The organism is Lysobacter capsici, assembly GCF_018732085.1.
GTDB classification, from domain to species: domain Bacteria; phylum Pseudomonadota; class Gammaproteobacteria; order Xanthomonadales; family Xanthomonadaceae; genus Lysobacter; species Lysobacter capsici_A.
Genome location: NZ_CP076103.1, coordinates 2,172,587 through 2,198,437, shown reverse-complemented (window position 1 = coordinate 2,198,437; position 25,851 = coordinate 2,172,587). Strand labels below are relative to the sequence as shown.

The 25,851-nt window shown below is 67.6% G+C and carries 17 protein-coding genes and 1 pseudogene; 9 read left to right on the top strand and 9 right to left on the bottom strand.

The annotated features are described in order from the left end of the window. The first annotated feature begins 89 nt into the window (after window positions 1-89). The 5 genes from KME82_RS09155 (at window position 90) to KME82_RS09135 (ending at window position 7,010) form a co-directional block, all read left to right on the top strand. Complete coding sequence (locus KME82_RS09155) at window positions 90-1,817, top strand: phytoene desaturase family protein (RefSeq protein WP_215498227.1); 1,728 nt, start codon at window positions 90-92, stop codon at window positions 1,815-1,817. Between the two features lie 20 nt (window positions 1,818-1,837). Further along, entirely contained in the window at window positions 1,838-3,571 is a 1,734-nt protein-coding gene (locus tag KME82_RS09150; RefSeq protein WP_215498226.1) for a phytoene desaturase family protein, read from the top strand. Beyond that, the gene (locus KME82_RS09145; RefSeq protein ID WP_215498225.1) at window positions 3,568-4,623 is read left to right on the top strand and encodes an MDR family NADP-dependent oxidoreductase; all 1,056 of its coding nucleotides are present in this window, start codon (window positions 3,568-3,570) and stop codon (window positions 4,621-4,623) included. The genes KME82_RS09150 and KME82_RS09145 overlap by 4 nt, the downstream gene beginning before the upstream one ends. A 107-nt stretch (window positions 4,624-4,730) precedes the next feature. Continuing rightward, a complete protein-coding gene (locus KME82_RS09140; protein ID WP_215498224.1) occupies window positions 4,731-6,338 on the top strand; it encodes an MFS transporter in 1,608 nt (535 codons plus the stop codon). A gap of 342 nt (window positions 6,339-6,680) precedes the next feature. Continuing rightward, window positions 6,681-7,010: a hypothetical protein gene (locus tag KME82_RS09135; RefSeq protein ID WP_215498223.1), complete on the top strand. Its 330-nt coding sequence runs from the start codon at window positions 6,681-6,683 to the stop codon at window positions 7,008-7,010. A 29-nt stretch (window positions 7,011-7,039) separates the two neighbouring features. Here KME82_RS09135 and KME82_RS09130 read toward each other — a convergent pair whose 3' ends face one another. Then, the gene (locus KME82_RS09130) at window positions 7,040-8,458 is read right to left on the bottom strand and encodes an amino acid permease (protein WP_215498222.1); all 1,419 of its coding nucleotides are present in this window, start codon (window positions 8,456-8,458) and stop codon (window positions 7,040-7,042) included. Between the two features lie 294 nt (window positions 8,459-8,752). Between KME82_RS09130 and KME82_RS09125 the strand changes: the two genes are divergently transcribed. Next, window positions 8,753-10,192 carry a serine hydrolase domain-containing protein gene (locus KME82_RS09125; protein ID WP_215498221.1) on the top strand — a complete coding sequence of 480 codons (1,440 nt, stop codon included), beginning with the start codon at window positions 8,753-8,755 and terminating at the stop codon, window positions 10,190-10,192. A 135-nt stretch (window positions 10,193-10,327) separates the two neighbouring features. Here KME82_RS09125 and KME82_RS09120 read toward each other — a convergent pair whose 3' ends face one another. The 5 genes from KME82_RS09120 to KME82_RS09100 all read right to left on the bottom strand — a co-directional run bounded on the left by KME82_RS09120 (window position 10,328) and on the right by KME82_RS09100 (window position 15,178). Then, window positions 10,328-11,425 carry a hypothetical protein gene (locus KME82_RS09120; protein WP_215498220.1) on the bottom strand — a complete coding sequence of 366 codons (1,098 nt, stop codon included), beginning with the start codon at window positions 11,423-11,425 and terminating at the stop codon, window positions 10,328-10,330. A gap of 79 nt (window positions 11,426-11,504) precedes the next feature. Next, entirely contained in the window at window positions 11,505-12,896 is a 1,392-nt protein-coding gene (gene lnt / locus KME82_RS09115) for an apolipoprotein N-acyltransferase (RefSeq protein ID WP_215498219.1), read from the bottom strand. Window positions 12,897-12,919: 23 nt separating this feature from the next. Continuing rightward, on the bottom strand, window positions 12,920-13,534 hold the full coding sequence (locus KME82_RS09110) for a hypothetical protein (RefSeq protein WP_215498218.1): 615 nt from the start codon (window positions 13,532-13,534) through the stop codon (window positions 12,920-12,922). Between the two features lie 80 nt (window positions 13,535-13,614). Next, window positions 13,615-14,703: a hypothetical protein gene (locus tag KME82_RS09105; RefSeq protein ID WP_215498217.1), complete on the bottom strand. Its 1,089-nt coding sequence runs from the start codon at window positions 14,701-14,703 to the stop codon at window positions 13,615-13,617. A 160-nt stretch (window positions 14,704-14,863) separates the two neighbouring features. Further along, window positions 14,864-15,178: a hypothetical protein gene (locus KME82_RS09100; RefSeq protein WP_215498216.1), complete on the bottom strand. Its 315-nt coding sequence runs from the start codon at window positions 15,176-15,178 to the stop codon at window positions 14,864-14,866. A gap of 47 nt (window positions 15,179-15,225) precedes the next feature. On the opposite strand from KME82_RS09100, the gene mutS reads away from it, so the two are divergent. Beyond that, window positions 15,226-17,844: a DNA mismatch repair protein MutS gene (gene mutS / locus KME82_RS09095; protein WP_215498215.1), complete on the top strand. Its 2,619-nt coding sequence runs from the start codon at window positions 15,226-15,228 to the stop codon at window positions 17,842-17,844. Window positions 17,845-18,206: 362 nt separating this feature from the next. On the opposite strand, the pseudogene KME82_RS27085 reads toward mutS, so the two are convergent. Continuing rightward, a pseudogene (locus tag KME82_RS27085) lies at window positions 18,207-18,296 on the bottom strand (DUF6053 domain-containing protein); the annotation flags it as partial. A gap of 125 nt (window positions 18,297-18,421) precedes the next feature. Between KME82_RS27085 and KME82_RS09090 the strand changes: the two are divergent. Next, complete coding sequence (locus KME82_RS09090; protein WP_252255672.1) at window positions 18,422-21,787, top strand: AAA family ATPase; 3,366 nt, start codon at window positions 18,422-18,424, stop codon at window positions 21,785-21,787. Between the two features lie 181 nt (window positions 21,788-21,968). Here KME82_RS09090 and KME82_RS09085 read toward each other — a convergent pair whose 3' ends face one another. Then, entirely contained in the window at window positions 21,969-22,190 is a 222-nt protein-coding gene (locus tag KME82_RS09085) for a hypothetical protein (protein WP_215498213.1), read from the bottom strand. A gap of 215 nt (window positions 22,191-22,405) precedes the next feature. After that, on the bottom strand, window positions 22,406-22,621 hold the full coding sequence (locus KME82_RS09080; protein ID WP_215498212.1) for a hypothetical protein: 216 nt from the start codon (window positions 22,619-22,621) through the stop codon (window positions 22,406-22,408). Window positions 22,622-23,159: 538 nt separating this feature from the next. Here KME82_RS09080 and katG point away from each other — a divergent pair. After that, entirely contained in the window at window positions 23,160-25,340 is a 2,181-nt protein-coding gene (katG, locus tag KME82_RS09075) for a catalase/peroxidase HPI (protein ID WP_215498211.1), read from the top strand. Window positions 25,341-25,851 lie beyond the last annotated feature (511 nt).

The following is a 25,851-nucleotide window of genomic DNA, read 5'->3' as shown; positions in this document are numbered from 1 at the left end:
CAAGACCATGACGACTGACTCGGGCCACACCCCACACCTCATCGCCACCGCCGCGCAGACACGCGCATGCCGATCCGCGGAGGCCGCCTATGTCGCGTGATACCGGCCCGGACTGGAGCGAGCGCGGCCCGCGCGCGAACGGCCGACCGCGCGTGATCGTCATCGGCGGCGGCGTCAGCGGCATGGCCACCGGCGTCTACGGCCAGATGAACGGCATGGACACGCGTATCTTCGAAACCCATGTGCTGCCCGGCGGCTGCTGCACCGCGTGGTCGCGCAAGGGCTACATCTTCGACTACTGCATCGAATGGCTGATCGGCACCGGCGCCGGCAACGACGCCAACCGGATCTGGCGCGAACTCGGCGCGCTCGACGGCAAGACCGTGCGCGACTTCGACATGTTCAACAAGGTCGTCGACGAACGCGGCCGCTCGGTCACCTTCTACAACGACCCCGACCGGCTCGAACGCCATCTGCTGGAGATTTCGCCGGCCGATGAAGCCTTGATCCGCTCGTTCTGCGCCGACCTTCGCCGCTTCATCAAGATCGAGCTGTACCCGTTCCTCAAGCCCGATCCGCTCAAGAGCGTCGGCGAAAAGATCAAGACCATGCTCGAGATCCTGCCCGCGTTCCGGCTGTTCTGGCGCAACGCGGCCACGCCGATGCACGAGTTCGCCGACAAGTTCCGCGACCCGCTGCTCAAGCGCGCGTTCCGCAACATCTTCTACCAAGACCCCGAATGCTTCCCGCTGTTGCCGTACCTGTACAACATGGCCTGCGCCTACAACAACAACGCCGGCTTTCCGCAGGGCGGCTCGCTGGGTTTGTCGCGTTCGATCGAGGAACGCTACACCGCGCTCGGCGGCATCCTGACCTACCGCGCCCGCGTTGACCGCATCCTGGTCGAGGACGGACGCGCGGTCGGGGTCGAGCTCAAGGGCGGCGCGCGCCATTACGCCGACTTCGTGGTCTCGGCCGCCGACGGGCATACCACCATCTACGGCATGCTCGAAGGCAAGTACAAGAACAAGACCATCGACACCTTGTACGACGAGATGCTCAACAAGCCGGGCATCTTGTTCCCGGCGGTGGTCTCGGCCTTCGTCGGCCTGGAAGGCGATCTGGACCCGAACGATTCGCACAGCACCACCTACATGTTGAGCGAAGAGGAAGCCAAACAACTGCCCGGCGCGCTGCAGGCCAGCATCGTGGTGCAACTGCGCTCGCGCTATTCCGATGGTTTCGCCCCGGCCGGACGCTCGGTGATCCACTGCACCTACTTCAGCGACTTCAACTACTGGCGCACGCTGCGTACCGAAGATCGCAAACGCTATTGGGCGGAAAAGAAGCAAGTCGGCGAATTCGTGCGCGGGTTCCTGGAAAAACTCTATCCGGGCATCGGCGAGCGGATCGAGCTGGTCGACGTTGCCTCGCCGGCCACGACCAAGCGCTACACCGGCAACAGCAACGGCAGCATTCTGGCCTGGAAAGCCTTCAGCGATGCCGAAGATCTCGCCAACAAGCTGGTCAACAAGGGCCGCATGCAATTGCCGGGGCTGGGCGGCTTCTACATGGCCGGGCAATGGGTTGGCCTGGGCGGGTTGATCCGCGCCGCCTCGTCGGGCCGCTTCGTCATGCAGTTCATCTGCAAGGAACTGGGCCGCGAGTTCAAGGCCTGGGAAAGCGGCGGCGCCGCGCCCTGGCACACCGGCAAGCTCGGCCATTTCCCGCAACTCGATAAAACCCCACCGGAACGGCCCGCAAAGCTGCGCCTCGTCGATGCGCCCGTCGCGCTCGAACAAGCCTCCGCCGTCTGACCTCCAAGGAAGCCAGGACCATGTCGCATACGCTGGGCAACAGAGAAAGCATGATCATCATCGGCGCGGGGCTCGGCGGTCTGTCGACCGGCTGCTACGCGCAAATGAACGGATACAAGACGCAGATCTTCGAAATGCACGAAATCCCCGGCGGCTGCTGCACCGCCTGGGAACGCGGCGATTTCACCTTCGACTGCTGCATCAGCTGGCTGCTCGGCAACGGCCCGGGCAACGAGATGCACCAGATCTGGCTGGAACTCGGCGCGCTGCAGGGCAAGCAGATGCGTCACTTCGACGTGTTCAACATCGTGCGCGGCGCCGATGGCCGCGAGGTGTACTTCTATTCCGATCCCGATCGGCTGCAAGCACACCTGATCGAGATCTCGCCGGCCGACACCAAGCTGATCCGCGAGTTCGTCGGCGGCCTGCGCAAGTTCCGCAAGGCGCTCAACGTGTATCCCTTCCTCAAGCCAGTCGGGCTGATGGGGCGTTGGGAACGCTGGAAGATGCTGGCCTCGTTCATCCCCTACTTCAACACCATCCGCAAATCGATCAGCGTGCTGATGACCGACTACTCGGCGCAGTTCAAGGACCCGTTCCTGCGCGAGGCGTTCAATTTCATCCTGTACGAAAAGCACCAGAATTTCCCGGTGCTGCCGTTCTACTTCCAGCTCGCCTCGCATGCCAACCTGTCGGCCGGCGTGCCCGAAGGCGGCTCGCTGGGCCTGGCCAAGTCGATCGAGGAACGCTTCCGGCGCCTGGGCGGCGAGGTGCACTACAACGCCAAGGTCGAGGAGATCCTGGTCGAGAACGATCGCGCCATCGGAATCCGCCTGAGCGACGGGCGCGAGGTGTTCTCCGACATCGTGGTGTCGGCCGCCGACGGCTACACCACGATGATGAAGTTCCTCAAGGGCCAGTACCTCAGCGAGACCTACCGCAAGCTCTACACCGAGACGATCACCGAGCCGCACATGGTGTTCCCGGGTTACTTCATCACCTTCCTCGGCCTGGACAAGCCGTTTCCCGAAGGCGAGCCGTGCACCACCTATCTGCTCGACGAGGAGGAAGCCGCCGAGATGGTCGGCATCCGCCATCCGAGCATCAACGTGCAGTTCCGCAGCCAGCACTATCCCGAGCTCGCGCCGGGCGAGACCACCATCGTCTACGCGACGTACTTCTGCGACATCGCGCCGTGGCGCGCGCTCAACGAAGGCCCCGAGCAGGTCAGCCGCAAGCGCAAGGGCGAGGAGTTCCACACTCTGCCGGTGCGGCGCGGCCACGAGTACCACGCGGCCAAGCGCAAGGTCAGCAACGCGATGATCCGGTTCCTGGAAAAACGCTATCCGGGGCTGAAGGATTCGATCACCGTGCGCGACGTGTCCAGCCCGCTGACCCAGGTGCGCTACACCGGCAACTACGACGGCACCGTGCTCGGCTGGCAGCCGTTCGTCGAAAGCGGCGAGACCTTGGAAGAGGAAATCAAGAAGAACGGCCCGGTGCTGGAGGGTCTGTCGAATTTCTACGTGTCCGGCGTATGGGCCACCACCGGCGGACTGATCCGCGCCGCCGCCGCGGGCCGCCATGTCATGCAGTTCATCTGCAAGGACGACGACAAGGATTTCACCGCCAGCATCGACCACCACAAGCCGCTGCCGACCCACCTGATCCACCCGGTCGGCCCGGCCGCGCCCGCGTATCGACCCGCGAGCGCTTACCCGCAATTGATCACCACCAGGACCTTGAGCACATGAAGATCGAAAAATGGGTAGTGCGCGAGCATGTCGAAGGCGTGCCCGATGCCGGCCGCATCTACGAAAAAGTCGAGGAAGAGCTCGACGTGACCCTCGGCGAGGGGCAGATGCTGCTCAAGACGCTGTACGTTTCGGTCGATCCGTATCTGCAAGGCATTTGCCTGGATACGCCGATCGGCAACCACATGGGCGCCGATTCGATCATGGAAGTGCTCGACGCCGGCCCCGATGCGCCGTTCAAGCCGGGCGACCTGGTGCAGGGATTTGGGGGATGGCGCACGCACTTGGTCAGCGACGGCAAGCCGGCGCTGTGGCAGACCGGTACGTTTCCGATGGTGTTTCCGGCCTATCGCAAACTCGATCCCGCCCACTACGACGAGACCTTGCCGTTGGCGACCGCGCTCGGCGTGATGGGCGGCCCGGGCATGACCGCCTGGGGCACCTTGACCAAGTTCATGGCGGTCAAGCCCGGCGACACCATCGTCATCAGCGGCGCCTCGGGCATGATCGGCAGCCTGGTCGGCCAGATGGCCAAGCGCGCCGGCGCGCGCGTGGTCGGCACCGCCGGCTCGCAGGCGAAGGCGCAGTACCTCACCGGGCTGGGCTTCGACGCGATCGTCGACTACAAGGCCAACGACACCGCCGACAAGATGCGCGAAGCGCTGCAGCAGGCCGCGCCCGACGGCGTCGACAAGTATTTCGACAGCATCGGCGGCATGGTCACCGACGTGGTGTTCTCGATGCTCAACGTCGACAGCCAGGTCGCGGTGTGCTGGCAATGGGCGAGCCAGGTCGAGCAGGACTACACCGGGCCGCGGCTGTTGCCGTACATCATGTTTCCGCGCGCGACCATTCGCGGGATCTTCTCGTTGGAGTGGTTCACCGATTCCAACTGGCAGGCCTTGCACAGCGATCTGGGCGGGATGATCCGGCGGCAGGAGCTGAGTTCGGCCCATACCATCCGCCATGGCTTCGACGACATCCCGCAGGCGTATCAGAGCCTGTTCGTCGGCGGCCAGGACAACCGCGGCAAGGTGCTGGTCAAGCTGTAGTCGCTCGTTCGCAATACCGCATCGCAAGCCCTATCGATTGCGACAGTCGCGCGCGCCGCCCGAGCTCCGGGCGGCGCGCACGGACGGCGCGCGCCACGAGAATCCTCATGTCCCCTGCTCCGTCCGACCGCTCCGGCTTCGATCAATCCAGCATCGACCAAACCGGCGTCGATCAAGCCAACCCTTATCCGTCCAATTCTGATCGGTCCACCGTCAGCCAACTGGCTGCGAACTCACGTGGCTCCAAGCGCGTACTGGCCGGACTGATGCTGGCGCTGTTCCTCGGCGCGATCGAACAGACCGTCGTCGCCACCGCCCTGCCCGCGATCGTCGGCGACCTGCAACGCTTCGACCTGATGGGTTGGGCGGTGTCGGCGTATCTGCTCGCGAGCGCCGCGGCGACGCCGGTGATCGGCAAGCTCGGCGATCTGCACGGGCGCCGGATCATGCTGATGGTGTGCATGGGCGGCTTCCTGCTCGGCTCGGTGCTGTGCGCGCTGGCGAGCAGCATGCCGATGCTGGTCGCCGCGCGCGCCCTGCAGGGCGTCGGCGGCGCCGGCCTGATCATCGTCGCCCAGGCCGCGGTCGCGGAAATCGCCGGGCCGCGCGATCGCAGCCGCTTCGCCGGCTACTTCGCCATCGTCTGGGCGGTGGCCGGGCTGATCGGGCCGCTGCTCGGCGGCGCGCTGACCGACTGGCTGGGCTGGCGCGCGATCTTCTGGATCAATCTGCCGATCGGTCTGCTGGCGTTGGCGATCGCCTGGCCCGGCATGCGCGCCTTCGTCGCCGGCGGCCACAGCGGCCGCATCGATTACCTGAGCACGCTGCTGTTCGCGCTCGCGACCACCGCCTTCCTGTTCGCCCTGACCTGGGGCGGCGGACGCTACCCCTGGACCTCGCCGCAGACGCTGGGCCTGTTCGCGTTCGCCGCGGTGGTCGGGTTCGCGTTCGCGCTGCGCCAGACCCGGGTCGCCGATCCGGTGCTGCCGCCGATGTTCGTGCGCCACGCGGTGATCGGCCCGGCCCTGCTGGTCGGTCTGTTGACCTACGGCTTCTACATCGCGGTGGCGGTGCTGATGCCGGCCTATTACCAGATCGGCCTGGGCCTGAGCGCCTCGCACGCCGGCCTGCTGCTGATCCCGGCGCTGGTCGGCGGCGCGATCAGCGCCCTGCTCGGCGGCCGCCACGCCGCGCGCAGCGGCGACTTCAAGGGGCCGGTGCTGCTGGGCTTTCCGATCGCGATCGCGGCCTTGTTCGCGATGGGCCTGTTCGCCGACCAGTTGACGCCGCTGAGCGCCTCGCTGCTGCTCGGCGCGGTCGGTTTCGGCATCGGCCCGAGCACGGCGATCATCAACGTCGTCGCCCAGAACGCCGCGCCGGCGCGCCAACTCGGCAGCGTCACCGGCGCCATGGCCTTCGTGCGCACGCTCGGGACCGCGGTGGTCGCGACCGCGGGATCGGCGCTGATCCTGCTGCGCCTGGCCGAAGCCGGCATCGGCACGGCGCACGACGGCTCGGGCGCACGCAGCCTGAGCGAACTGGCCGCGCAGGCCCTGTCGCCGTCGGCGCGCGAACTGTTCCGCGCCGCGTTCGGCGGATTGTTCTATGCAGCGTCCGCGGGGCTGTTGCTGGCGGCGATCGTGTTCATGAGCATCCGCTCGCGCCACCTGCGGGTGAGCACCGAGCCGGAACTGGCCGCCGCGGCGGAAGCCTGACCCCAAGCGGCCGCGCATCGCCGGCCGCGTGTGCTCCGCAATCGCCGACTGCCCCGGCCGCAGCGTCGTGCCCGACGCTGCGATGTAGACGCGCGTCACGCAAAAATACAATTTCACAACTTTGGATACAGCGTCGCGGCCCGGACCTTGCTAGGGTCACCACTAGCTAGCGCCGGACGCTGCGGTATCGTGCAATGCCGCGACGCATCGTGACCGAGTTAGCGCCAGGACGGCGCCAGACGGACCGGCTCGCCGGTCGGCAGCAACCGCGGTACGCACCACATAACGATTAGCGCCTTCGCGCGCACCGCCGCCGTGTGCGGCAGATTGATTCGGGACTTCATGAAAACGACACTCGGCGTAGCGCTTACGCCTCCGACAGCGGCTGCGTTGATCGCCGGCGCGTGTGTGCTCGCGGCCGCGTTCCTGCCTACCTACCACGCCTGCGTGCCCGACCAGACGCGCATCCCGCCGCTCGTGGCCAACCCGCCCGCGCTCGAACTGCCCAGGACGCGTTCGATACCGGCCCAGGCGGTCGGCCTGAAGGCCATCCAGGCCAGGCCCGCCGCCAACGAAAACGCGCAGGGCATGATCGGCGAAGCCAAGCCCGGGCAGGCGCGCGCAGCGGCGGCCCCGCCCGAGCCCGGCAACGGCGTGCGCGGCCAGCGCTGACGCGCGACGGCGGCGCGCCGAGTCGGGGCTCACGCCCGCTCGGCCGCGTCGCGCGCCAACTTGCTGTGGCGGATGCCATAGCCGAAATACACCGCGCAGCCGATCACCAGCCAGATCGCGAACCGCTCGAAGGTGAGGTACGGCAATCCGCTGATCAGCCACAACGAGAAGCCGATCCCGATCAGCGGCACCAGCGGCGACCACGGAGTACGGAACGGGCGCGGCAACTCGGGCGAGCGGTAACGCAGCACCAGCACCGCGCTGCAGATCACCACGAACGCGCACAACACCCCGATGTTGACCAGCTTGGCCAGTTCCTCCAGCGAAAACAGCCCGGCCGCGACCGCCGCGACCGCGCCGATCAGCCAGGTCGTGCGCCACGGCGTGCGCCAGCGCGGATGCGCTTTTCCGAACCAGCCCGGCAGCAGCCCGTCGCGCGACAGCGCGAACCAGATCCGCGCGCCGGCCAGCAGATTGGCGAAGATCACGCTGGTGATGCCGCAGATCGAGGCCAGCGAAATCGCCACCATCACCTTGGGCATGCCGATCGCCGCGAACGCGTTGGCGACCGGCGCATCGTTGCTCAGGGTGGTGTAGGACACGATCCCGGTCAGCACCAGGCAGATGCCGATGTACAAGGTCATCGCGATCGCCAGCGACAGCACCACCGCGCGCGGCAGGTCGCGTTGCGGGTCGATCGCTTCCTCGGCCGCTGTGGTCATCATTTCGTAGCCGAACACCGCGAAGAACACGATCGAGGCGCCGGCCACCACGCCGTGAACGCCGAACGGCATGAACGGCTGCCAGCGCTCCGGGTCCACATAGGCCACGCCGGCGACGATGATCAGCACCGCCGCGCCGATCTTGATCGCCACCACCACGGTGTTGAAGCGCGCGCCCCACTCGGTCTTGAACGCCAGCAGCGCGGTGATCGCCAGCGACACGAACACCGCCGGCAGATTCACCACCTGCCCGGCCTTGCCGCCGAACCAGCCGCCCTGCGCCCACGCCGGCAGCGTCACCCCGGCCGCGTCGAGCAAGGCCTGCACGTAACCCGACCAGCCCACCGCGACCACCGCCGCGATCAGCGCGAACTCCAGCAATAGATCCCAGCCGATCAACCAACCGGCGAATTCGCCGAGCACCGCGTAGCCGTAGGTGTAGGCGCTGCCCGACACCGGAATCAGCCCGGCGAACTCGGCGTAGCACAGCGCCGCCGCGGCGCTGGCGATGCCGGCCAGCACGAACGACAACACCACCGCCGGCCCCGCGGTGCCCGCCGCGACCGTACCGGTCAGCACGAAGATGCCCACGCCGATGATCCCGCCGAGCCCGATCGCGGTCAGATGCCACAGCCCCAATACTCGGCGCAGCTCGCCGCGGGTCAGCGCCTCGCGTTGCAATTGCTCGACGGACTTGCGGCGCAACATGCGGGCGGTGAGGTTCATCGAAGCTCCAGCGGCGAAGTCGGGCGGATGCGTTCAAGCGATGCTCGCACCGGCGCGGCGCGCCGGACTAGTCGCGCTTGCCCGGCCGGGACGCGGAAGTCCGCACAATCGGGCGGCCTCGGCCTGCGCGCCCGGGTATCGTCGCGATCCGGCTCGGCTCACCCTGGCGCGACCGGACGACCGCGACTCGGCATCGACTACCATGCGTCTCGGCCGGTTCGCGCCCGGATTTCGCGCACGCTCGATGGCCTGCAGTACACCGACCTTCAATCAACGCCTTCGAACCGCACCGCAATGAATCGACGCCTCCGCCACGTACTGCTGTGCCTGCTCGCCCTCGCCCCCGGCTTCGCGACTGCCACGATCCGGCCCGATCCCGACGCACGCCTGCAGCATCAACTGCGCATCGAATCGCTGCGCTACGGCATCGTCGGCCAGGCGGTCGACATCAGCCACGACGGCAAGCCGCTGTTCCAGGGCGTGTACGGCGCCTCCGACCTCGGCAGCGGCCAACGCGTGGCCGCGGACGACATCTTTCCGGTGTACTCGCTCGCCAAACTGTTCGTCTCCACCTTGCTCATGCAATTGGTCGAACAAGGCCAGATCGACCTGGACCGGCCCGCGAGCGCCTACCTGCGCGACCTGCCCGATCCCTGGAAGGCGATCAGCGTGCGCCAGTTCCTCAATCACACCTCCGGCGTCGCCGAGTACTACACGCCCGAGCAGATGGCCGGCACCGCCGAAGCCAACGCCTCCTTACCCGCGAGCCTGCCGGCGGCCCTGGCCGTCGCCGCCGCCCGGCCGATGCAGTTCGCGCCCGGCAGCCGCACGCGCTACACCCAGACCAACTACCTGGTGCTCACGCACCTGCTGGAAACCCACTACGGCCAGCCTTACCCGCGGATCGCGCGCGAACGCATTCTCGTCCCGCTGAAGCTGCAACGCACCTGGCTGGGCCGCGACGGCCTGCCCGCGCACGGCGTGGTCTCCTCCTACCTCGGCAAGGACGGCAAAGCGCAGCCGGCGCCGGATGTAGCGTGGCCCGCTTACGCGGTGGGCCACAGCGCGCTGTACATGAGCCGCGGCGATCTGTCCGCGTTCCTGCGCGCGGTCGCCGCCGGCGAACTGGTGTCGAAGGCCACGCTGATGCAACTGTGGCGGCCGCTCACGCTGCCGGGCGGCCAACGCGGCGAATTCCTCAGCGGCTGGGAGAGCGGCGACAGCGGTCACTACCGCAACGTCGGCCACGACGGCGGCACCGTGGTGCGGGCGCGGATATTGTTCGGCGACACGCTCGACCGCGACGTCTACACCGTCGTCTACCTGACCAACGGCAGCGCCCGCAACGTCTGGTCGCGCACCTTGGTGGACGATCTGATGGGCGCGCTCGCGCCGCAGCGCTTCCCGGCGCAGGCCCTGGCCGACCGCATCGCCGCATTCGCGCTGCGCGCGTCGGACGACCCGCAGAAGCGGGCATTCGCCAAGACCTTGCGCGCCGATCGCAGCGTCGACAAGCCACAGCTAGAGCGAACGATCAACAACACCGGTTACGCCTTGCGCGAAACCCACGGCGCCGACACCGCCCTGCGCGTGTTCATTCTCAACACCTTGCTGTTTCCCAAGTCCGCCAACGCCTGGGACAGCCTGGCCGAAACCTACGAGGCCAAGGGCGACGACGCCGCGGCGAAAGCCGCCAGGCGCAAGCAAAAAACGCTGTCGGCCCCGACGCGCTGAGCGCCGCGAGCGCAGGCACCAGGCCTTGTCACCAGGCATCGGCTCAGCTCATGCGGCGGCGCTTGTCCGATACATGCGATCAGTCGGCCGGAGCTCCGGCATAAACCTGAGCGCGATGACGCGGCATTCGCCGTTTCATCCCGTAGCCAGCAACCGCATCGCCAGCCAGGCCGGCACGCCCAGGTAGAAGGCCAGACGCCCCAGCCATTCCAGTGCGTCGCGCACGGCGGCCGCGTGCGTGGAGCGCATCGCGATGGCCAGTACGACGACGGTTTCGATCACCACCCGCAGCACCGCGGCGAACAGCATCAGACCGATCGACCACGATGCCCACCAGATCAGCAGGCCGGTGAGATAAGCCGCGAGTCCATAGCTGTAGTACTCGCCGAAGACGCCGCCGAAGGCGATGATCTGGTGCAGACGGAACGCGACCAGCGCCAGCAGCAGCGCGAACAAGGCGAATTTCACCAGCGGGTGATCGAGCCGGCGCCGGCGTGCGTCCGCACGCGTCTGGGCCAGATCGGCCAGAGCGTTCGCGAAGCCGCCTTCCAGGCGAATCGACAGGCCGGTCGCGGCCAACATGCGCTGCAATGCCTGCGGGCGGGTCGCCGCCAGACTCCACCGCCACCAAGGCCCCGCGGCCAGGCGCACATCGACGCCGCTGCCCGGCAGTGGAATGCGCCAGGGCCGCAGCGCGGCGATCGAGGCGACCGGAAGTTCGATCCGTCGCCGGCGTTGATCCAGCACCAACAGCGGCCCTTCGATGCGCGCTTGCGCGGCGTACGCGCGCTCGATCGCCCACGCGGCCACGGCCGGCGCGAGTACGGCGGCGGCGAACAGCCATAGCTGCGACAAGGACTGAATCTGCAGGCCGATGCGGGTCAGCATGTCGTAGGCCAGCCATAGCAAACCCACGCCCGCGCACAACCGCAACGCGCCGGTCAGCGCTCGCCACAGCGGCGTGAGCATCATCACTTCGACGACCGTTTCCACCTGCGGCGCGGCACCGGCGCGACGACGCAACGCCTGCCACGCCGTCAGCGCGGCCAACGCGAGCAGGAACGCCGCACCCGCGCGCCCGACCCAATCGCCCCAGCGCACCATCAAGGTCGGCAACGGATCGCGCGCGCTGACGAACGCGGTCAGCACGGCTTGATCGCCGATCGCGGTGTTCGCGAGCACCTCGCCGGTGTCGTCGATGATCGCGCTGAATCCATTGGTGGTGACGCGCACCTGCGGCAGGCGCGTCTCGATGCTGGATTAGATAGCTGCACACACACACATCTGGGGGGGGGGAAGAGATTGTTTTATCTCACCTGCGCAGGCGCGTCTCGATGCTGCGGAAGGCCGCGACCGCCAGATGCAGGCGCGCGCCCACCGGATACGCGGTAAACCACGAATCGTTGGAAATACCAAGGATGGCCTGCGCGCCGAGACGTGCGCCGTCGATGGCCAGGTCCGGATGCACATCGTCCAGGCAGATCAGCGGCACCACGTTGACCTCGCGCCCGTCCGCGCTGCGCAACGGCAGCACGCGCGCGCCGTCGCCCGGGCTCCAGGTGCCGGTCCACGGCAGCCAGCTGCGCAAGCGCGGCCCGTCGAGCCAGCTTGGCACGTGCTCGGTCAGCGGGAACGGATAGGTCTTGCGATAGACGCCGAGCAGGCCGTTGCCGGGCTGCTTGTGCGGTTCGAGAAACGCGGCCGCGTTGTACTCGCCCTGCGCGTCGCGGTCGTAGGTGCCGAACACCAGGGGCACGCCGGCCGCATCGACGAAACCCTGGATCTCGCGGTCCAGCGCGGCGCCGTCCTCGCTGCGCGGATGGCCGAAGGTGGTGGGATACACGGTCTCCGACCACAGCAGCACGTCGGCCTGGTGATCGCGGATCGCCGACCACGACAAGGCGTAATGGGTGTCGAGCACGCGCCGGACCACGCCGTACGCGCCAATTTCCTTGCGCAGGCGTTCGTAGTCGGTGATGTTGGCCTGGACCATCGCGACGCGCAGCGTCGGCGCATCGGCGAGCGCGGGCGCCTGCAAGGACGCGCGCCGCACCGCGCCGTAACCGGCCATGCACGCCACGATGCCCGCGGCCAACGCGAGCGGCCGCAGCAGCACGCGCAGGCTGCGATCTGCACCTCGGCCGCGATATTTGACGATGGCGAAAGCGATCGCCTCATTGACCAGCAGCAGCAAAACAGTGATGCCGGTGGCGCCGCCGAGGTCGGCGACCTGGCGCAGCACCGCGGACGGAAACAAGCCGTGTCCCAGCGTATCGCCCAAGGGCTTGGCCACCAGCCATTCGCAGGCGACCCATGCGCAGGCCGCGGCCAGCGCGCGCAGCACGGGGCCGTAACGGCGTCCGGCCCACTGGCGCACCAGCGCGAACGCGATGAATTGCGGCTGCACCAGCGGCGCGGCCACGAGCAGCACCACCGTGGCCGTCGTGCCCCCCACGCCGGTGTAGGCGCCGATCGCCGCACCGAACCAGTAGAAAACCGCCGCCACGAACGCCACGCTCATCAACGCGCCGATCGCGAGCACGCGCAGCGCCGTCCTGTCGCGATTGAGCACCAGCAACCACGGCACCAGCGCGACGAAGCCCAGAATCCAGGCGAAGCCACCGAGCGCGTACACGCCGAGCAACACGGCGGTGGCGAGAATGCCGGCGAGGCTGCGCCAGCGGGACAACCGCTCATGGGTCAAGTCGAACGCTCCGTGTCGCTGTGTCAGCGCGGGGGAATCTGGATCTGCCGCCGCGGCATGCCGGGCGGCGCGAGTTCCGGCGGCACCACCCGGTCGGCCGGCATCGCGATCGGCCGGCCCCGGGCGTCGCGCAGGACGAAGTCGGGCGAGAACATCAGGATCGGCTCGATCGGAACGCCCTCGTCGGTCACCTGATGATGGCGGACATAGCCTTGCGGCAACTCATAGCCTTCCGGCACCGCCAGCCCTACCAGCGGCGGACTGGTTCCGGGCGGATTGAACGCGCCCAGGCCGGTGCGCACGCCGGCCTTCTGCAAGGCCTCGATGACCTGCGCGCCGGTGGGTTCCGGATCGCCGGGCTGGAAGTACGCGGCGAGATCGTCGGGATCCTTGCTCGGCATGTCCTGCGCCTGTTGCGGCGATACGGTTCGTCGTGCGGGATTCGTCGATGCGGACCGCTCGTCCATCGCGGCGGCCATCGCGTCGCGATCCCTGCCGGCGTGCGCGACGACATCATCGGAGCCGTGCGCCGGTTCGCGCAGGCCCCACCACCCCGCCAGCGCGACCGCGACCACCGCGACACCCACCACCCACGGCAGCGCGCTGCCGCGGGTGGCGGGCTTGGCGATCACACGCATGCCCTCGCCGTCCGCTCGGGACGACGGGGCATGCGGAGGACGGCGCTCGGTCACAGTCGTTCAGTCCGTCGGACGCGCGATCAGGGATTGGCCGGCTGATACACCGACAACGCCCAGCCCATGCGCTCGTGCCCGTACTGGTTCCAGATCGGGTTGCGGCCGTTGGTGAAGCTGGAATAACGCGGCGCGCCGCTGCCGGTGGTCCCGCCCCACAGACCGGCCGACACGGTGCCGCCGTTATAGGTCGGATGGGTGTCGTCGGACTGGATGTAGTCGTAGGAACTCGACGAGGAAACGAACTTGGTGTTCGCATCGCGCAAAGTGGCACGCAGGGTCACCGAGGTGCGGGTGATGTAGCTGGCTTCGCTTTCCCCGGCCACGTAGCGCAGCGCGTCGGAATCGATCAGGCCGTCGCCGTTGCTGTCGTAGTCCGCGGCCATGTACTGGGCGAAGCTGTCCGCGCACTTGAAGCCCTTCTGGCGGGCGTATTCGCACATCCAGTAGTTCATCTTGGCGATCGCCGGCAGGAAGCGGTCGCGCATGTTGACCGTCTGGCCGGTGCCGGCGTCGCGGCAGGAACTCTGCACGTTGTCGGCGTTGTAGCCGGGATAGTGCAGATTGGAAATCACCTTGAGCCGGGTGTTGGCGTGCGCGTTGGTGTTGATGTAATCCATCGCCGCGGCCACGTAGGTCTTGCACGAATTGATCGCCGCATCCAGCCCGCTGTAGTCGCAGGTGCCGGTCTGCGACTTGAACGCCGAACGCGCCTGCAGGCCGTCGTTGCCGCACATCTCGAAGCTCACCACCCGAGTCGAGGCGGCCTGCATGTAGGACCGCTCGGCCACGATCTTGTTTTCGTACACGTCGCGCGCCACCGCGCCGGACTTGGCGCGACGCACGCTTTCGATATCGGCGTTCCAGCGCGCCGACAGGTATTCGGCGTCCACCGTCGGCGCCGAGTATTTGCCCGCGTTGCTGATCGAGCCGTTGTAGCCGGCGAAGATCGAATCGCCGTAGGCGACGGTCCGATACGTGGTGCTGGTGCCGGCCCGGTCGATGGTCCACGACACGTTCTGGTTGAGGGTATTGGCCGTGGCGGGGGCCGCGAGCGCGATCAGCGCCACAGCCGAAAGCAACCGCCCCGCCTTGTTGCGGAACAGAGTCTTCATCCTTAATTCCCCTTCGAGATGATGTTCGCTGCGGACACCTGATGGTGTCCGATGAGAAGGTTTTCCGACGAAAAAAGCGAAGTCCGACTGACGGCGAGGACGCCCACGAGGTTCCGGCATCGCTCCCCCTGCCATCGCCCCCGCACGCTAGCGTATGGTTTCAGGAGTAAGCAATGTGCGCTGCAACAGCCACGACGGGCTGCATCACGTTTTCGCATTCGTGCGCGTCGAAGCGTGAAACGGACACGCGCGTCGACGCCAATCGACGCGACCGGCGCGCGTTCGCCCGGCGTCGTGGGACGTGGCGCAGTTCGATCCGGCCGAAGCCGAATCGGTGCGTCCGGGCGCCGCCGAAGACCCGATCGCGCTTCCATTCCATATTCAGGGCAAAATTGACGGCCTTGCCCGTGCCGATTACGGGACTACGCGTGAAGCCCGGCGCGCCGGCGCTGACCACGGCGACCGCATCGGGCATCGCCCGCCCGACACATCGAGATAAAGAGCAGCAACCCCTTGAATCAAATGCAGAAAAATCCAAAGACCAGCGCAGAGAAAAGCCAGGAAGAACACACCCCGCTGATGCGGCAGTTCTTCGCCGCCAAGTCCGAGCACCCCGATGTGCTGATGTTCTTCCGCATGGGCGATTTCTACGAGTTGTTCTACGACGACGCCCGCAAGGCGGCGCGACTGCTCGACATCACCCTGACCCAACGCGGCAATTCGGCCGGTCAACCGATCCCGATGGCCGGCGTGCCGCACCATTCGGCCGAAGGCTATCTGGCGCGGCTGGTCGCGCTGGGCGAATCGGTGGCGATCTGCGAACAGATCGGCGACCCGGCCCTGGCCAAGGGCATCGTCGAACGCAAGGTGGTGCGCGTGATCACCCCGGGCACGGTCACCGACGAGGCCCTGCTCAACGAACGCCGCGACACCCTGCTGCTGGCGATCTCGCGCGGCAAGCACGGTTATGGCGTGGCCTGGGCCGATCTGGCCGCCGGCCGTTTCCTGGTCAACGAAGTCGCCACCGAAGACGCGCTCGAAGCCGAGATCGCGCGGCTGGAACCGGCCGAGGTGCTGGTCGCCGACGAAGACGGCTGGGCGCCGTTCGTGGCCGAACGCAACGGCATGCGCCGGCGTCCGCCGTGGCTGTTCGATGTCGACAGCGGCCGGCGCCAGTTGCTGCGTTTCTTCGCCGTGCACGACCTGAGCGGTTTCGGCCTGGAAGACAAGCCGCTGGCGATCGCCGCGGCCGCCGCGTTGCTGGGTTATGTGGAAGAAACCCAGAAGCAGCGCCTGCCGCACCTGACCTCGATCGCGGTCGAATCCGGCGACGGCGCGATCGCGATGAACGCGGCCACGCGCCGGCATCTGGAACTCGACAGCCGCGTCGACGGCGACAGCCGCACCACCTTGCTCGGCGTGCTCGACAGCACGGTCACGCCGATGGGCGGACGCCTGCTGCGGCGCTGGCTGCACCGGCCGCTGCGCGACCGCGACGTGCTGCGCCATCGCCACCACGCCGTATCGACCTTGATCGACAGCGGCGCCGGCGACGAGGTGCGCGAACGCTTCCGCGCGCTCGGCGATCTCGAACGCATCCTCTCGCGCATCGCCCTGCGCAGCGCGCGTCCGCGCGACCTGTCGACCTTGCGCGACGGCCTGGGCCTGTTGCCCGACCTCGGCACGATCCTGCGCCCGCTGGATTCGCCGCGGCTCAACGCGCTGTGCGCCTCGCTCGGCGAACACGACGAACATGCGCATTTGCTCGCCCAGGCCATCGTCACCCAGCCGCCGGTGCTGGCGCGCGACGGCGGCGTGTTCGCGCCGGGCTTCGACGCCGAGCTCGACGAACTGCGCACGCTGTCGACCAACGCCGATCAGTTCCTGGTCGACCTGGAAGCGCGCGAACGCGCCAGCAGCGGCATCGCCACGCTCAAGGTCGGCTACAACCGCGTCCACGGCTATTACCTGGAAATCAGCAAGGGACAAGCGCAGAAGGCACCGACCCATTACACCCGCCGGCAGACCCTGAGCAACGCCGAGCGCTACATCACCGAAGAACTCAAGCAGTTCGAAGACAAGGTGCTGTCGGCGCGCGAACGCTCGCTGGCGCGCGAGCGGCTGCTGTACGAGCAATTGCTCGACGCGCTCAACGAACGCCTGGAACCGCTCAAGCGCTGCGCCGCGGCGCTGTCCGAACTCGACGTGCTGTGCGGCTTCGCCGAACGCGCCGCCTCGCTGGACTGGTCGCGACCGGAACTGACGGACGCGCCGGGGCTGCGGATCGAACGCGGCCGCCATCCGGTGGTCGAGGCGGTGCGCAAGGAACCGTTCGAACCCAACGACCTGATCCTCGACGAAGACAACGGCCGCCGCATGCTGGTCATCACCGGCCCGAACATGGGCGGTAAATCGACCTACATGCGCCAGAACGCGCTGATCGTGCTGCTCGCGCACATCGGCAGCTTCGTGCCGGCGTCGCGCGCGCTGATCGGCCCGATCGACCGCATCCTGACCCGCATCGGCGCCGGCGACGACCTCGCCCGCGGCCAGTCGACCTTCATGGTCGAGATGAGCGAGACCAGCTACATCCTGCATCACGCCACCCACCAGTCGCTGGTGCTGATGGACGAAATCGGCCGCGGCACCTCGACCTACGACGGCCTGGCCCTGGCCGAGGCCTGCGCGCGCCACCTCGCCCACGGCAACCGCGCCTACACCTTGTTCGCGACGCATTATTTCGAACTGACCGCGTTGGCCGAACCGGGCAACGGCATCGCCAACGTGCATCTGGACGCGGTCGAGCATCACGACAAGAACGGCGGCGAGCAGTTGGTGTTCATGCACGCGGTCAAGGACGGCCCGGCCGATCGCAGCTTCGGCCTGCAGGTGGCCGCGCTGGCCGGCCTGCCCAAGTCGGTGGTCAAGCAGGCGCGCGGGCGGCTGATCGAACTCGAACAACAAGGCCGCGACACGCCCAAGCCCTCGTTCGCGAAGGCCGCGCTGGACGCGCCGCAGCAGTTCGGCCTGTTCGCCGCGCCGTCCTCGGCGGCCCTGGATGCGCTGGCCGAGGTCGACCCGGACGAGTTGACGCCGAAGCAGGCGCTGGAGGCGTTGTATCGGATCAAGGCTTTGGTCTGATAGGAAGGTTTGATACGAAACAGGGTTTCGACGGTCGGGTTTCGCGAAGTCCGCGCAAGCCGCCAGCGGGCGCGAAACCTCCGCTCGTATCCGCTTTGCTTTTGCTCGTCATCCCCGCGAAGGCGGGGATCCAGAGACTTCGCAGTCCTGCCGCGGTGAAGCCCTGGATCCCCGCCTGCGCGGGGATAACGGCCAGCGAGACGACGGCCTCGGATAGGGCATCTGCAAGATGACCCTTGCTGGAACCCTGGCATCGGCTCAAGGCGCAGGCCCGATCCGAAGCTGCTATCGGGCTGCCACGCCAAGCCGACCGCAGCCCCAGCAAGTGCCCGCGCGCACCCGAGGTCTATTGTGGGAGGGGCTTCAGCCCCGACGCTCTTGTCTCCGATCGCGGCGGAACCGCACTGCATCGCGACCTGAGCGAAAAGCGTCGGGGCTGAAGCCCCTCCCACAACAGACCTCGCGGTTCGTACGCCTCGCCGCAAAGCCGCCCCGGGTCGCAGTGCACTACACCCATCGCACTGCCCACAGCGAGCGACCCGCTAAACTGTCGCCCGGAATGGACACCGGAGCCCCTGTGGAAGCCTTGCTATTCGTCGTCGGCGTGGTCGCCGGTCTGATCCTCGCCCGCCTTTATCGGGCCACGCCCGCGGCCGCGGCCGCCGTTGCCGATGCGTCCCCGCCGCAAGTCGATTCGGCGGCCGATGTCGAGGACAGGAGCGAGGCCAAGGCGCCGATCGAAACCTCTTCGGGCGGCAACGAAACGCCCGCCGATCAACTTCTGCGCTTGATCCGCGCGATCGACGCGGTCGACGAACGCATCCAGCGCCCGCAGGACCTGCTGGCCCTGCCCGAGTTCCACCAGGGCGTCGACCTGCTCGCCGGCGACGCCTTCAGCGCCGAGGAACTGGTTCGCCAGCTCGGCGGCAGCGGCTACGTGCAGCAATCGATGATCACCCGGGTGCTGCCGCGACGCGGCGACATCGCGCTCGATCCGGTGCTCGAACACGTTGGCCAGTTCGGCGGCTACCCGCTGCATTTCCTGATCGAACACCTGCGCACCCGCGGCGATGCGCAAGCGCTGCCGCAGCTGATGCGGCACGCGCAGCCGTGGTGGTGGGACTTCGCGCCGGTGCGCCAGCAACTGCGCGACTACCTGCAGTGGGCGCAGCAGTTCGGCGATGCGCCGGCCGCGCCGGCGCTGGACGAACTCGAAGAAGCCCAGGCCAGCCAGTTGCGCGAGACCCTCAAGCGCTTCGCCTCGCCGCTGCTCGATCCATTGCTGGCGCAGGTCGAACGCGCCGCCAACGCGCGCCGCGAAGGCCGCGTGCTCGGCGCGTTCGGCCGGGTCAACGCGGCGATCAAGCCGCAGACGCGGATCGTGCACGAGGCCCTGGCGCGGCAGCTCGAGCGCGTGCATGAGTTGCTGAGCAACGAGGCGACGACCTCGATCTTGGTCGCCGGCGAACACGGCGTCGGCAAGAGCGTGCTGATCGACCTGCTCAGCCAGCGCCTGCAAAGCGAAGGCTGGCTGGTGTTCGAGGCCAGCGCCGCGGAAATCCTGTCCGGGCAGAGTTACATCGGCGAACTCGAGGAGCGCGTGCGCGAGATGCTCGCCGTGCTCGATCGCAAGCAGGCGCTGTGGCGCGCGCCGGACTTCTTCGACCTGCTGGCCAAGGGCTCGCACTCGCGCGATCCGCGCGGCCTGCTCGACCTGATGCTGCCGGCGATCGAACGCGGCCAGTTGCGGGTGATCGGCGAAATCACCCCGCGTCAGCTCGCTCAGTTGCTGATCGCGCGGCCGGTGATCAAGCACCATTTCGAAATCCTCAATCTCGCCCCGGTCGAACCGCTCGCGCTGGAACCGATCGCGGCCGAATGGGCGCGGATCGAAGCCGAACGTCTCGGCCGCCCGGTCGCCGACGCGCGCGTGCTGGCCGAGGCCGCGCGCATGGCCGCGCAGTACTTTCCCGAACAGCACGAACCCGGCCGCCTGCTGCGATTGCTCGGCGACAGTCTGCAAAGCGCGAGCGCGCAAGAGCCGCCGGCCTTGCCGCTGGACGCCGAAGGTCTGCTGGCGACCATCGCCCAGCGCAGCGGTTTGCCGCTGGACGTGATCGACGATCGACAGAGCCTGGACCTCGACCGTCTGCGCGCGTTCTTCCGCCAGCGCGTGATCGGCCAGGACGAAGCCGTCGACGCCCTGCTCGACCGCATCGCCATGCTCAAGGCCGGCCTGACCGACAACGGCCGGCCGATCGGCGTGTTCCTGTTCGCCGGTCCCACCGGCACCGGCAAGACCGAACTGGCCAAGGCGCTGGGCGAGTTGCTGTTCGGCAGCGACGAACGCCTGCTGCGCCTGGACATGAGCGAGTTCCAGTCGGAAGACTCTGCCTGGCGCCTGACCGCCGACGAAGGCGGTCAGGGCGGCGTGCGTTCGCTGACCTCGCGCATCCGCGAGCAGCCGTTCTCGGTGGTGCTGCTGGACGAATTCGAAAAGGCGCATCCGAAGGTGTGGGACTTGTTCCTGCAGGTGTTCGACGACGCGCGCCTGAGCGATCGCAGCGGCCACACCGCCGACTTCCGCCACAGCATCATCATCCTGACCAGCAACGTCGGCTCGACCATTTCGCGCACGGCCGGGCCGGGTTTCAACTCGGTCAGCGGCGGCTATTCGCGCAGCGCGGTCGAGAAGGCCTTGTACGAAACCTTCCGCCGCGAATTCATCAATCGCCTCGACCGGGTGGTGCTGTTCAATCCGCTCGACCGCAACCTGATGCGCGAGATCCTGCACAAGGAACTGGGCCGCGTGCTGACCCGGCGCGGCCTGCGAAACCGCGACTGGGCGGTGGAATGGGAGCCCTCGGCGATCGAGTTCCTGCTCGACCGCGGCTTCACCCCGGACCTGGGCGCGCGTCCGCTGCGCCGCGCGATCGAGCACTACCTGCTCGCGCCGCTGGCGCGCAGCATCGTCGAACACCGCGCGCCGCGCGGCGATCAGTTCCTGTTCGTGCGCAGCGCCGGCGACAAGCTCGACGTGGTGTTCATCGATCCCGATGCGAACCAGGCACGCGAGGTCACACCGACCGATGAAGCCGCGACTGCCGCCGCCGCCGCGCCGGCGGTGGCCGGCGATCTGCGCGACCTCGTTTATGCGCCCTCCGCCGACGCCGAGGCGATCGCGCGCCTGGACGCGCGCCTGCGCGAACTCGACGCGGCGATCGAATCGGCCGACTGGGTGCGGGCGCGCGAGGACGATTACGCACGCATGAACGAATCCGATTTCTGGTCGGCCGGCGACCGTCACGGCGTGCTCGACCGGATCGAACGTCGCGACCGCATCGAGAGCGCGCTCGACACCGCCCAGCGCATGCAGCAACGCTTGCGCCAGGAGCGCGGCAACGGCGAGTTCGCCGGCCGTATCGCGCAGTTGCTGTTCCTGCTCGGGCTGGCGATCGACGCGGTGCGCGAGCAGCGGCCGCAGGACGCGCTGATCCAGATCGATGCCGGCGACGCCGATCCGCTGCGTTCGGGCGCCGACCTGCGCCTGTGGTGGCAGCAGTTGCTGGCGATGTACCTGGCCTGGGCGCAACGCCGCAACATGCGCGTCGACGTGCTGCGCCAGGATCCGGAACACTGCAAGGCGTGGCTGGCGGTGAGCGGCTTCGGCGCGCTGGACCTGCTGCAGGGCGAATCGGGCCTGCATGTGTTCGAAGAACTCGACGACGGCGTCACCCGGCGCGCGTCGCTGTCGGTGCAGGTCGCCGCCGACCTGCCCGGCCGCGCGCGCGTGGCCCAGGCCGCGCCGGATGGTGAACGCCGGATCTGCCGGCGCTACCGGCAATCGCCGTCGCCGCTGGTGCGCGACGGCGTGCGCGGCTGGCGCAGCGGGCGCCTGGATCGCGTGCTCGGCGGCGAGTTCGACGTGATCCAGGGCGGTTGATTTCAGCTGCCGGCCGGCGTTGCCGGTCGATCGCCGCGGGCACGCTGCGGCGCGATGCTTCACCCACGCGTGCCTTGCCGTCTCCGGCCAGGCGCGCTGTGCGAAGCGAGCGCGCGCCAAGCGAACGCCGCATGAAAACGACAGGCGCCACGCGGGCGCCTGTCGCGTCGCAACGCTTCGCTTAGAACTCGCAGCCGGCCGCGCACTCGCGGTAGGCGCGATTGCAGTGCTGGGTCGAACCGCCGCCGGCCTGGGCGATGCAATCGCGCTTGATCTCCAGGCAGCTGTTGATGCAATCCGGGTCGGCCGCGAACGCCGAGGCGCCCAGGCCCAGACCGAACACCAACGCCGCCGCCGCCGCGATCCGCAGGCCCGCGCTCTTCCCCATCGTGTCTGTCTTCATCGTGTTTCCCTCCGTGGTCGATTGAATGAGCCGTTCGGCCACACGGCCGACGCTCGCGGCGAGTATGGGCCGGCATCGATATGCACAAACGCTGCTGCAAAGCAGCATCCGCGCGCGGATCGGCAAGCCGCGACGCCCGACCGGCGCGTTTGCCACCGCGATCACGAATCGAGCGCGGGCATGCTGCCGCGCGACCCGGGTCGCGACGGCTCGGCTCAATTCACTTCGCAACCCGCCAGACAATCGCGATACAGACGATTGCAATGCTGGGTATTGCCCGGATTGCCCGGAGGCGCCTGAGCGCGACAGTCGTTCATGAGCTCCTGGCAGGTACTCAGGCAGCCCGGGTCCGAAGCCGCCGCCGAAGCGCCGAAGCCCAGGCCGAACACCAACGCGGCCATCGCCGCCCAACGTAGATCGATCCGTTTCATTCCATCTCTCCCTGATAGTGCGCGGACAACTCGTGCATCGTCGTATGAGCGGCGGCCATGCGGCCGGCACTCGCCGTGAGTATAAAAAAGCGACTCGCATGCGCTGCGCCGTGCTGCAAAGCAACAACACGCGCGCAACGTCGACTCGGTCACGGCACGGCCGCATCACCGCCCGCGGGCCGCTGCCATGATCCGCGCGGCCCGCATCGCGACGAGGCCGTATCCATAGTCCAATCCTATCGGTTATGTCGAAAGGATCGATTTAACTTGCGGATCGATCCGACATATCGTCCTTGGGTACCGATGCCACAGCCGATGCGCCCTCAACAACACTCGATCGCAAGGACCGACCCGCCGCCCTCGCCACCTGCCTCCATCGCCCTCGCCGACGGCGTCATGCGTGGTCAGTGCGGGCACTGCGTCACGTCACCGCCAACGTTCCGCGCGACAGTATCGCCACCGTGCCTCCATCGATCCGCGCACCTATCCGCATACCCAGTCGTTGAATCCGTACCGTCAACAACAAGGCAAAGAACCCATGTCAAACACCGAATCGAAGTGTCCGTTCAACCACACCGCCGGCGGCGGCACGTCGAACCGCGACTGGTGGCCGAACCAGCTCAACCTCAAGGTCCTGCACCAGCAGGCGCCGCCGTCCAATCCCGATCCGGACTTCGACTACGCACAAGCGTTCAAGACCCTCGACCTCGCCGCGGTGAAGCAAGACCTGCACGCGCTGATGACCGACTCGCAGGAGTGGTGGCCGGCCGACTTCGGCCACTACGGCCCGCTCTTCATCCGCATGGCCTGGCATAGCGCCGGCACCTATCGCACCTTCGACGGCCGCGGCGGCGCCGGCGCCGGGCAGCAACGCTTCGCTCCGCTCAACAGCTGGCCGGACAACGGCAACCTCGACAAGGCGCGCCGCCTGCTGTGGCCGATCAAGCAAAAGTACGGCAACAAGATTTCCTGGGCCGACCTGATGATCCTCACCGGCAACGTCGCGCTGGAATCGATGGGCTTCAAGACCTTCGGCTTCGCCGGCGGCCGCGCCGACGTGTGGGAACCCGAGGAAGACGTGTACTGGGGCAGCGAAACCACCTGGCTCGGCGACAAGCGCTACAGCGGCGACCGGGTGCTGGAAAATCCGCTCGGCGCGGTGCAGATGGGCCTGATCTACGTCAATCCGCAAGGCCCCAACGGCAACCCCGACCCGGTCGCCGCGGCGCGCGACATCCGCGAAACGTTCGCCCGCATGGCCATGAACGACGAAGAGACCGTGGCGCTGATCGCCGGCGGCCACACCTTCGGCAAGACCCACGGCGCCGGCCCCGAATCGCACGTCGGCCGCGAACCCGAAGGCGCCGACATCGCCGAACAGGGCCTGGGCTGGGGCAACAGCTTCGGCAGCGGCAAGGGCGGCGACGCGATCACCAGCGGCCTGGAAGTCACCTGGACCAGCACGCCGACCCAGTGGAGCAATCAGTTCTTCACCAACCTGTTCGGCTTCGAATGGGAACTGAGCAAGAGCCCGGCCGGCGCGCACCAGTGGATCGCGAAGGACGGCGCGGGCGCGGGCAGCATTCCCGACGCGCACGACCCGAACAAGCGCCACGCACCGACCATGCTCACCACCGACCTGTCGCTGCGCTTCGATCCGGCCTACGAAAAGATCTCGCGCCGTTTCTTCGAAAACCCCGACCAGTTCGCCGATGCCTTCGCCCGCGCCTGGTTCAAGCTGACCCACCGCGACATGGGCCCGCGCGCGCGCTACCTCGGCCCGGAAGTCCCGGCCGAAGTGCTGATCTGGCAAGACCCGGTGCCGGCCGTCGACCACGCGCTGATCGACGAGCAGGACGTCGCCGCGCTCAAGGCCAAGATCCTGGCCTCGGGCCTGCCGGTGTCGCAACTGGTATCCACCGCCTGGGCCTCGGCCTCGACCTTCCGCGGCTCCGACAAGCGCGGCGGCGCCAACGGCGCGCGCATCCGTCTGGCGCCGCAGAAGGACTGGGAGGTCAACCAGCCCGACCAGTTGGCCAAGGTGCTGTCCACGCTCGAAGCCATCCAGAACGAATTCAACGGCGCGCAAACCGGCGGCAAGAAGGTATCGCTGGCCGACCTGATCGTGCTGGCCGGCGCCGCCGGCGTCGAACAGGCGGCGAAGAACGCCGGCTTCCCGGTCAAGGTGCCCTTCGTTGCCGGCCGCACCGACGCGACGGCCGAACAGACCGACGTGGACTCGTTCGCGGTGCTCGAACCGATCGCCGACGGCTTCCGCAATTACGCCAAGGGCAAGTTCGACGTGACCGCCGAATCGCTGCTGATCGACCGCGCGCAATTGTTGAACCTCAGCGCGCCGGAACTGACCGTGCTGGTCGGCGGCCTGCGCGTGCTCGGCGCCAACGCCGGTCAAAGCAAGCACGGCGTGTTCACCCGCAAGGCCGACGCGCTGAGCAACGATTTCTTCGTCAACCTGCTCGACATGGGCACGGTGTGGAAGGCGAACTCCGATGCGAAGGACGTGTTCGAAGGGCGCGACCGCAAGACCGGCGAACTCAAGTGGACCGGCACCCGCGCCGATCTGATCTTCGGCTCGCACTCGCAGTTGCGCGCGCTGGCCGAGGTCTACGCCAGCTCCGACGCGCAGCAGAAGTTCGTCGACGACTTCGTCGCGGCCTGGAACAAGGTGATGAACGCCGACCGCTTCGATCTGAACTGATCCATCGGCGACCCGTTCGCCGACATCGACCGACCCTGTGTGACCTTTATGCCCGGCCCACCTCGGCCGGGCTTTTTTTGTCCGGCGTTCGTGGCCGCAACGGCGGCTAAAAAATCCAAGCCCTGAAAGTATTGCCAGACGAAGACTTCATGACCCATGGCCCGGCGCGACCCACTGTTTGCGGGAGGGTGCTTTTCTTTGTGGGAGGGAGCTTCAGCCCCGATGCTTTCGGCTCAGATCGCGGCGAACTTGCGGCTCGACACAACCCACTCTTTGCGGGAGGGCGCTTTTCTTTGTGGGAGGGAGCTTTAGCCCCGATGCTTTCGGCTCAGATCGCGGCGAGCCTGCAGCTCGACGGCGCTCATCGGACGGATGCCGCGATGGGGCCGAACAGCGTCGGGGCTAAAGCTCCCTCCCACAAAGGCTCCAAGTGCCCAAGTGGCTCAAGTGCCCAATCGCACCGCACCCCCACATCGCATGCACGATCGCGATGCCACCCCGAAAACCGTGA

Excerpts from the sequence above, each read along its gene's own strand:
- KME82_RS09155 (WP_215498227.1), top strand. The coding sequence starts at position 90 with ATGTCGCGTGATACCGGCCCGGACTGGAGCGAGCGCGGCCCGCGCGCG.
- KME82_RS09150 (WP_215498226.1), top strand. The coding sequence starts at position 1,838 with ATGTCGCATACGCTGGGCAACAGAGAAAGCATGATCATCATCGGCGCG.
- KME82_RS09145 (WP_215498225.1), top strand. The coding sequence starts at position 3,568 with ATGAAGATCGAAAAATGGGTAGTGCGCGAGCATGTCGAAGGCGTGCCC.
- KME82_RS09140 (WP_215498224.1), top strand. The coding sequence starts at position 4,731 with ATGTCCCCTGCTCCGTCCGACCGCTCCGGCTTCGATCAATCCAGCATC.
- KME82_RS09135 (WP_215498223.1), top strand. The coding sequence starts at position 6,681 with ATGAAAACGACACTCGGCGTAGCGCTTACGCCTCCGACAGCGGCTGCG.
- KME82_RS09130 (WP_215498222.1), bottom strand. The coding sequence starts at position 8,458 with ATGAACCTCACCGCCCGCATGTTGCGCCGCAAGTCCGTCGAGCAATTG.
- KME82_RS09125 (WP_215498221.1), top strand. The coding sequence starts at position 8,753 with ATGAATCGACGCCTCCGCCACGTACTGCTGTGCCTGCTCGCCCTCGCC.
- KME82_RS09110 (WP_215498218.1), bottom strand. The coding sequence starts at position 13,534 with ATGCGTGTGATCGCCAAGCCCGCCACCCGCGGCAGCGCGCTGCCGTGG.
- KME82_RS09105 (WP_215498217.1), bottom strand. The coding sequence starts at position 14,703 with ATGAAGACTCTGTTCCGCAACAAGGCGGGGCGGTTGCTTTCGGCTGTG.
- KME82_RS09100 (WP_215498216.1), bottom strand. The coding sequence starts at position 15,178 with ATGCCCGATGCGGTCGCCGTGGTCAGCGCCGGCGCGCCGGGCTTCACG.
- mutS (WP_215498215.1), top strand. The coding sequence starts at position 15,226 with ATGCAGAAAAATCCAAAGACCAGCGCAGAGAAAAGCCAGGAAGAACAC.
- KME82_RS09085 (WP_215498213.1), bottom strand. The coding sequence starts at position 22,190 with ATGAAGACAGACACGATGGGGAAGAGCGCGGGCCTGCGGATCGCGGCG.
- KME82_RS09080 (WP_215498212.1), bottom strand. The coding sequence starts at position 22,621 with ATGAAACGGATCGATCTACGTTGGGCGGCGATGGCCGCGTTGGTGTTC.
- katG (WP_215498211.1), top strand. The coding sequence starts at position 23,160 with ATGTCAAACACCGAATCGAAGTGTCCGTTCAACCACACCGCCGGCGGC.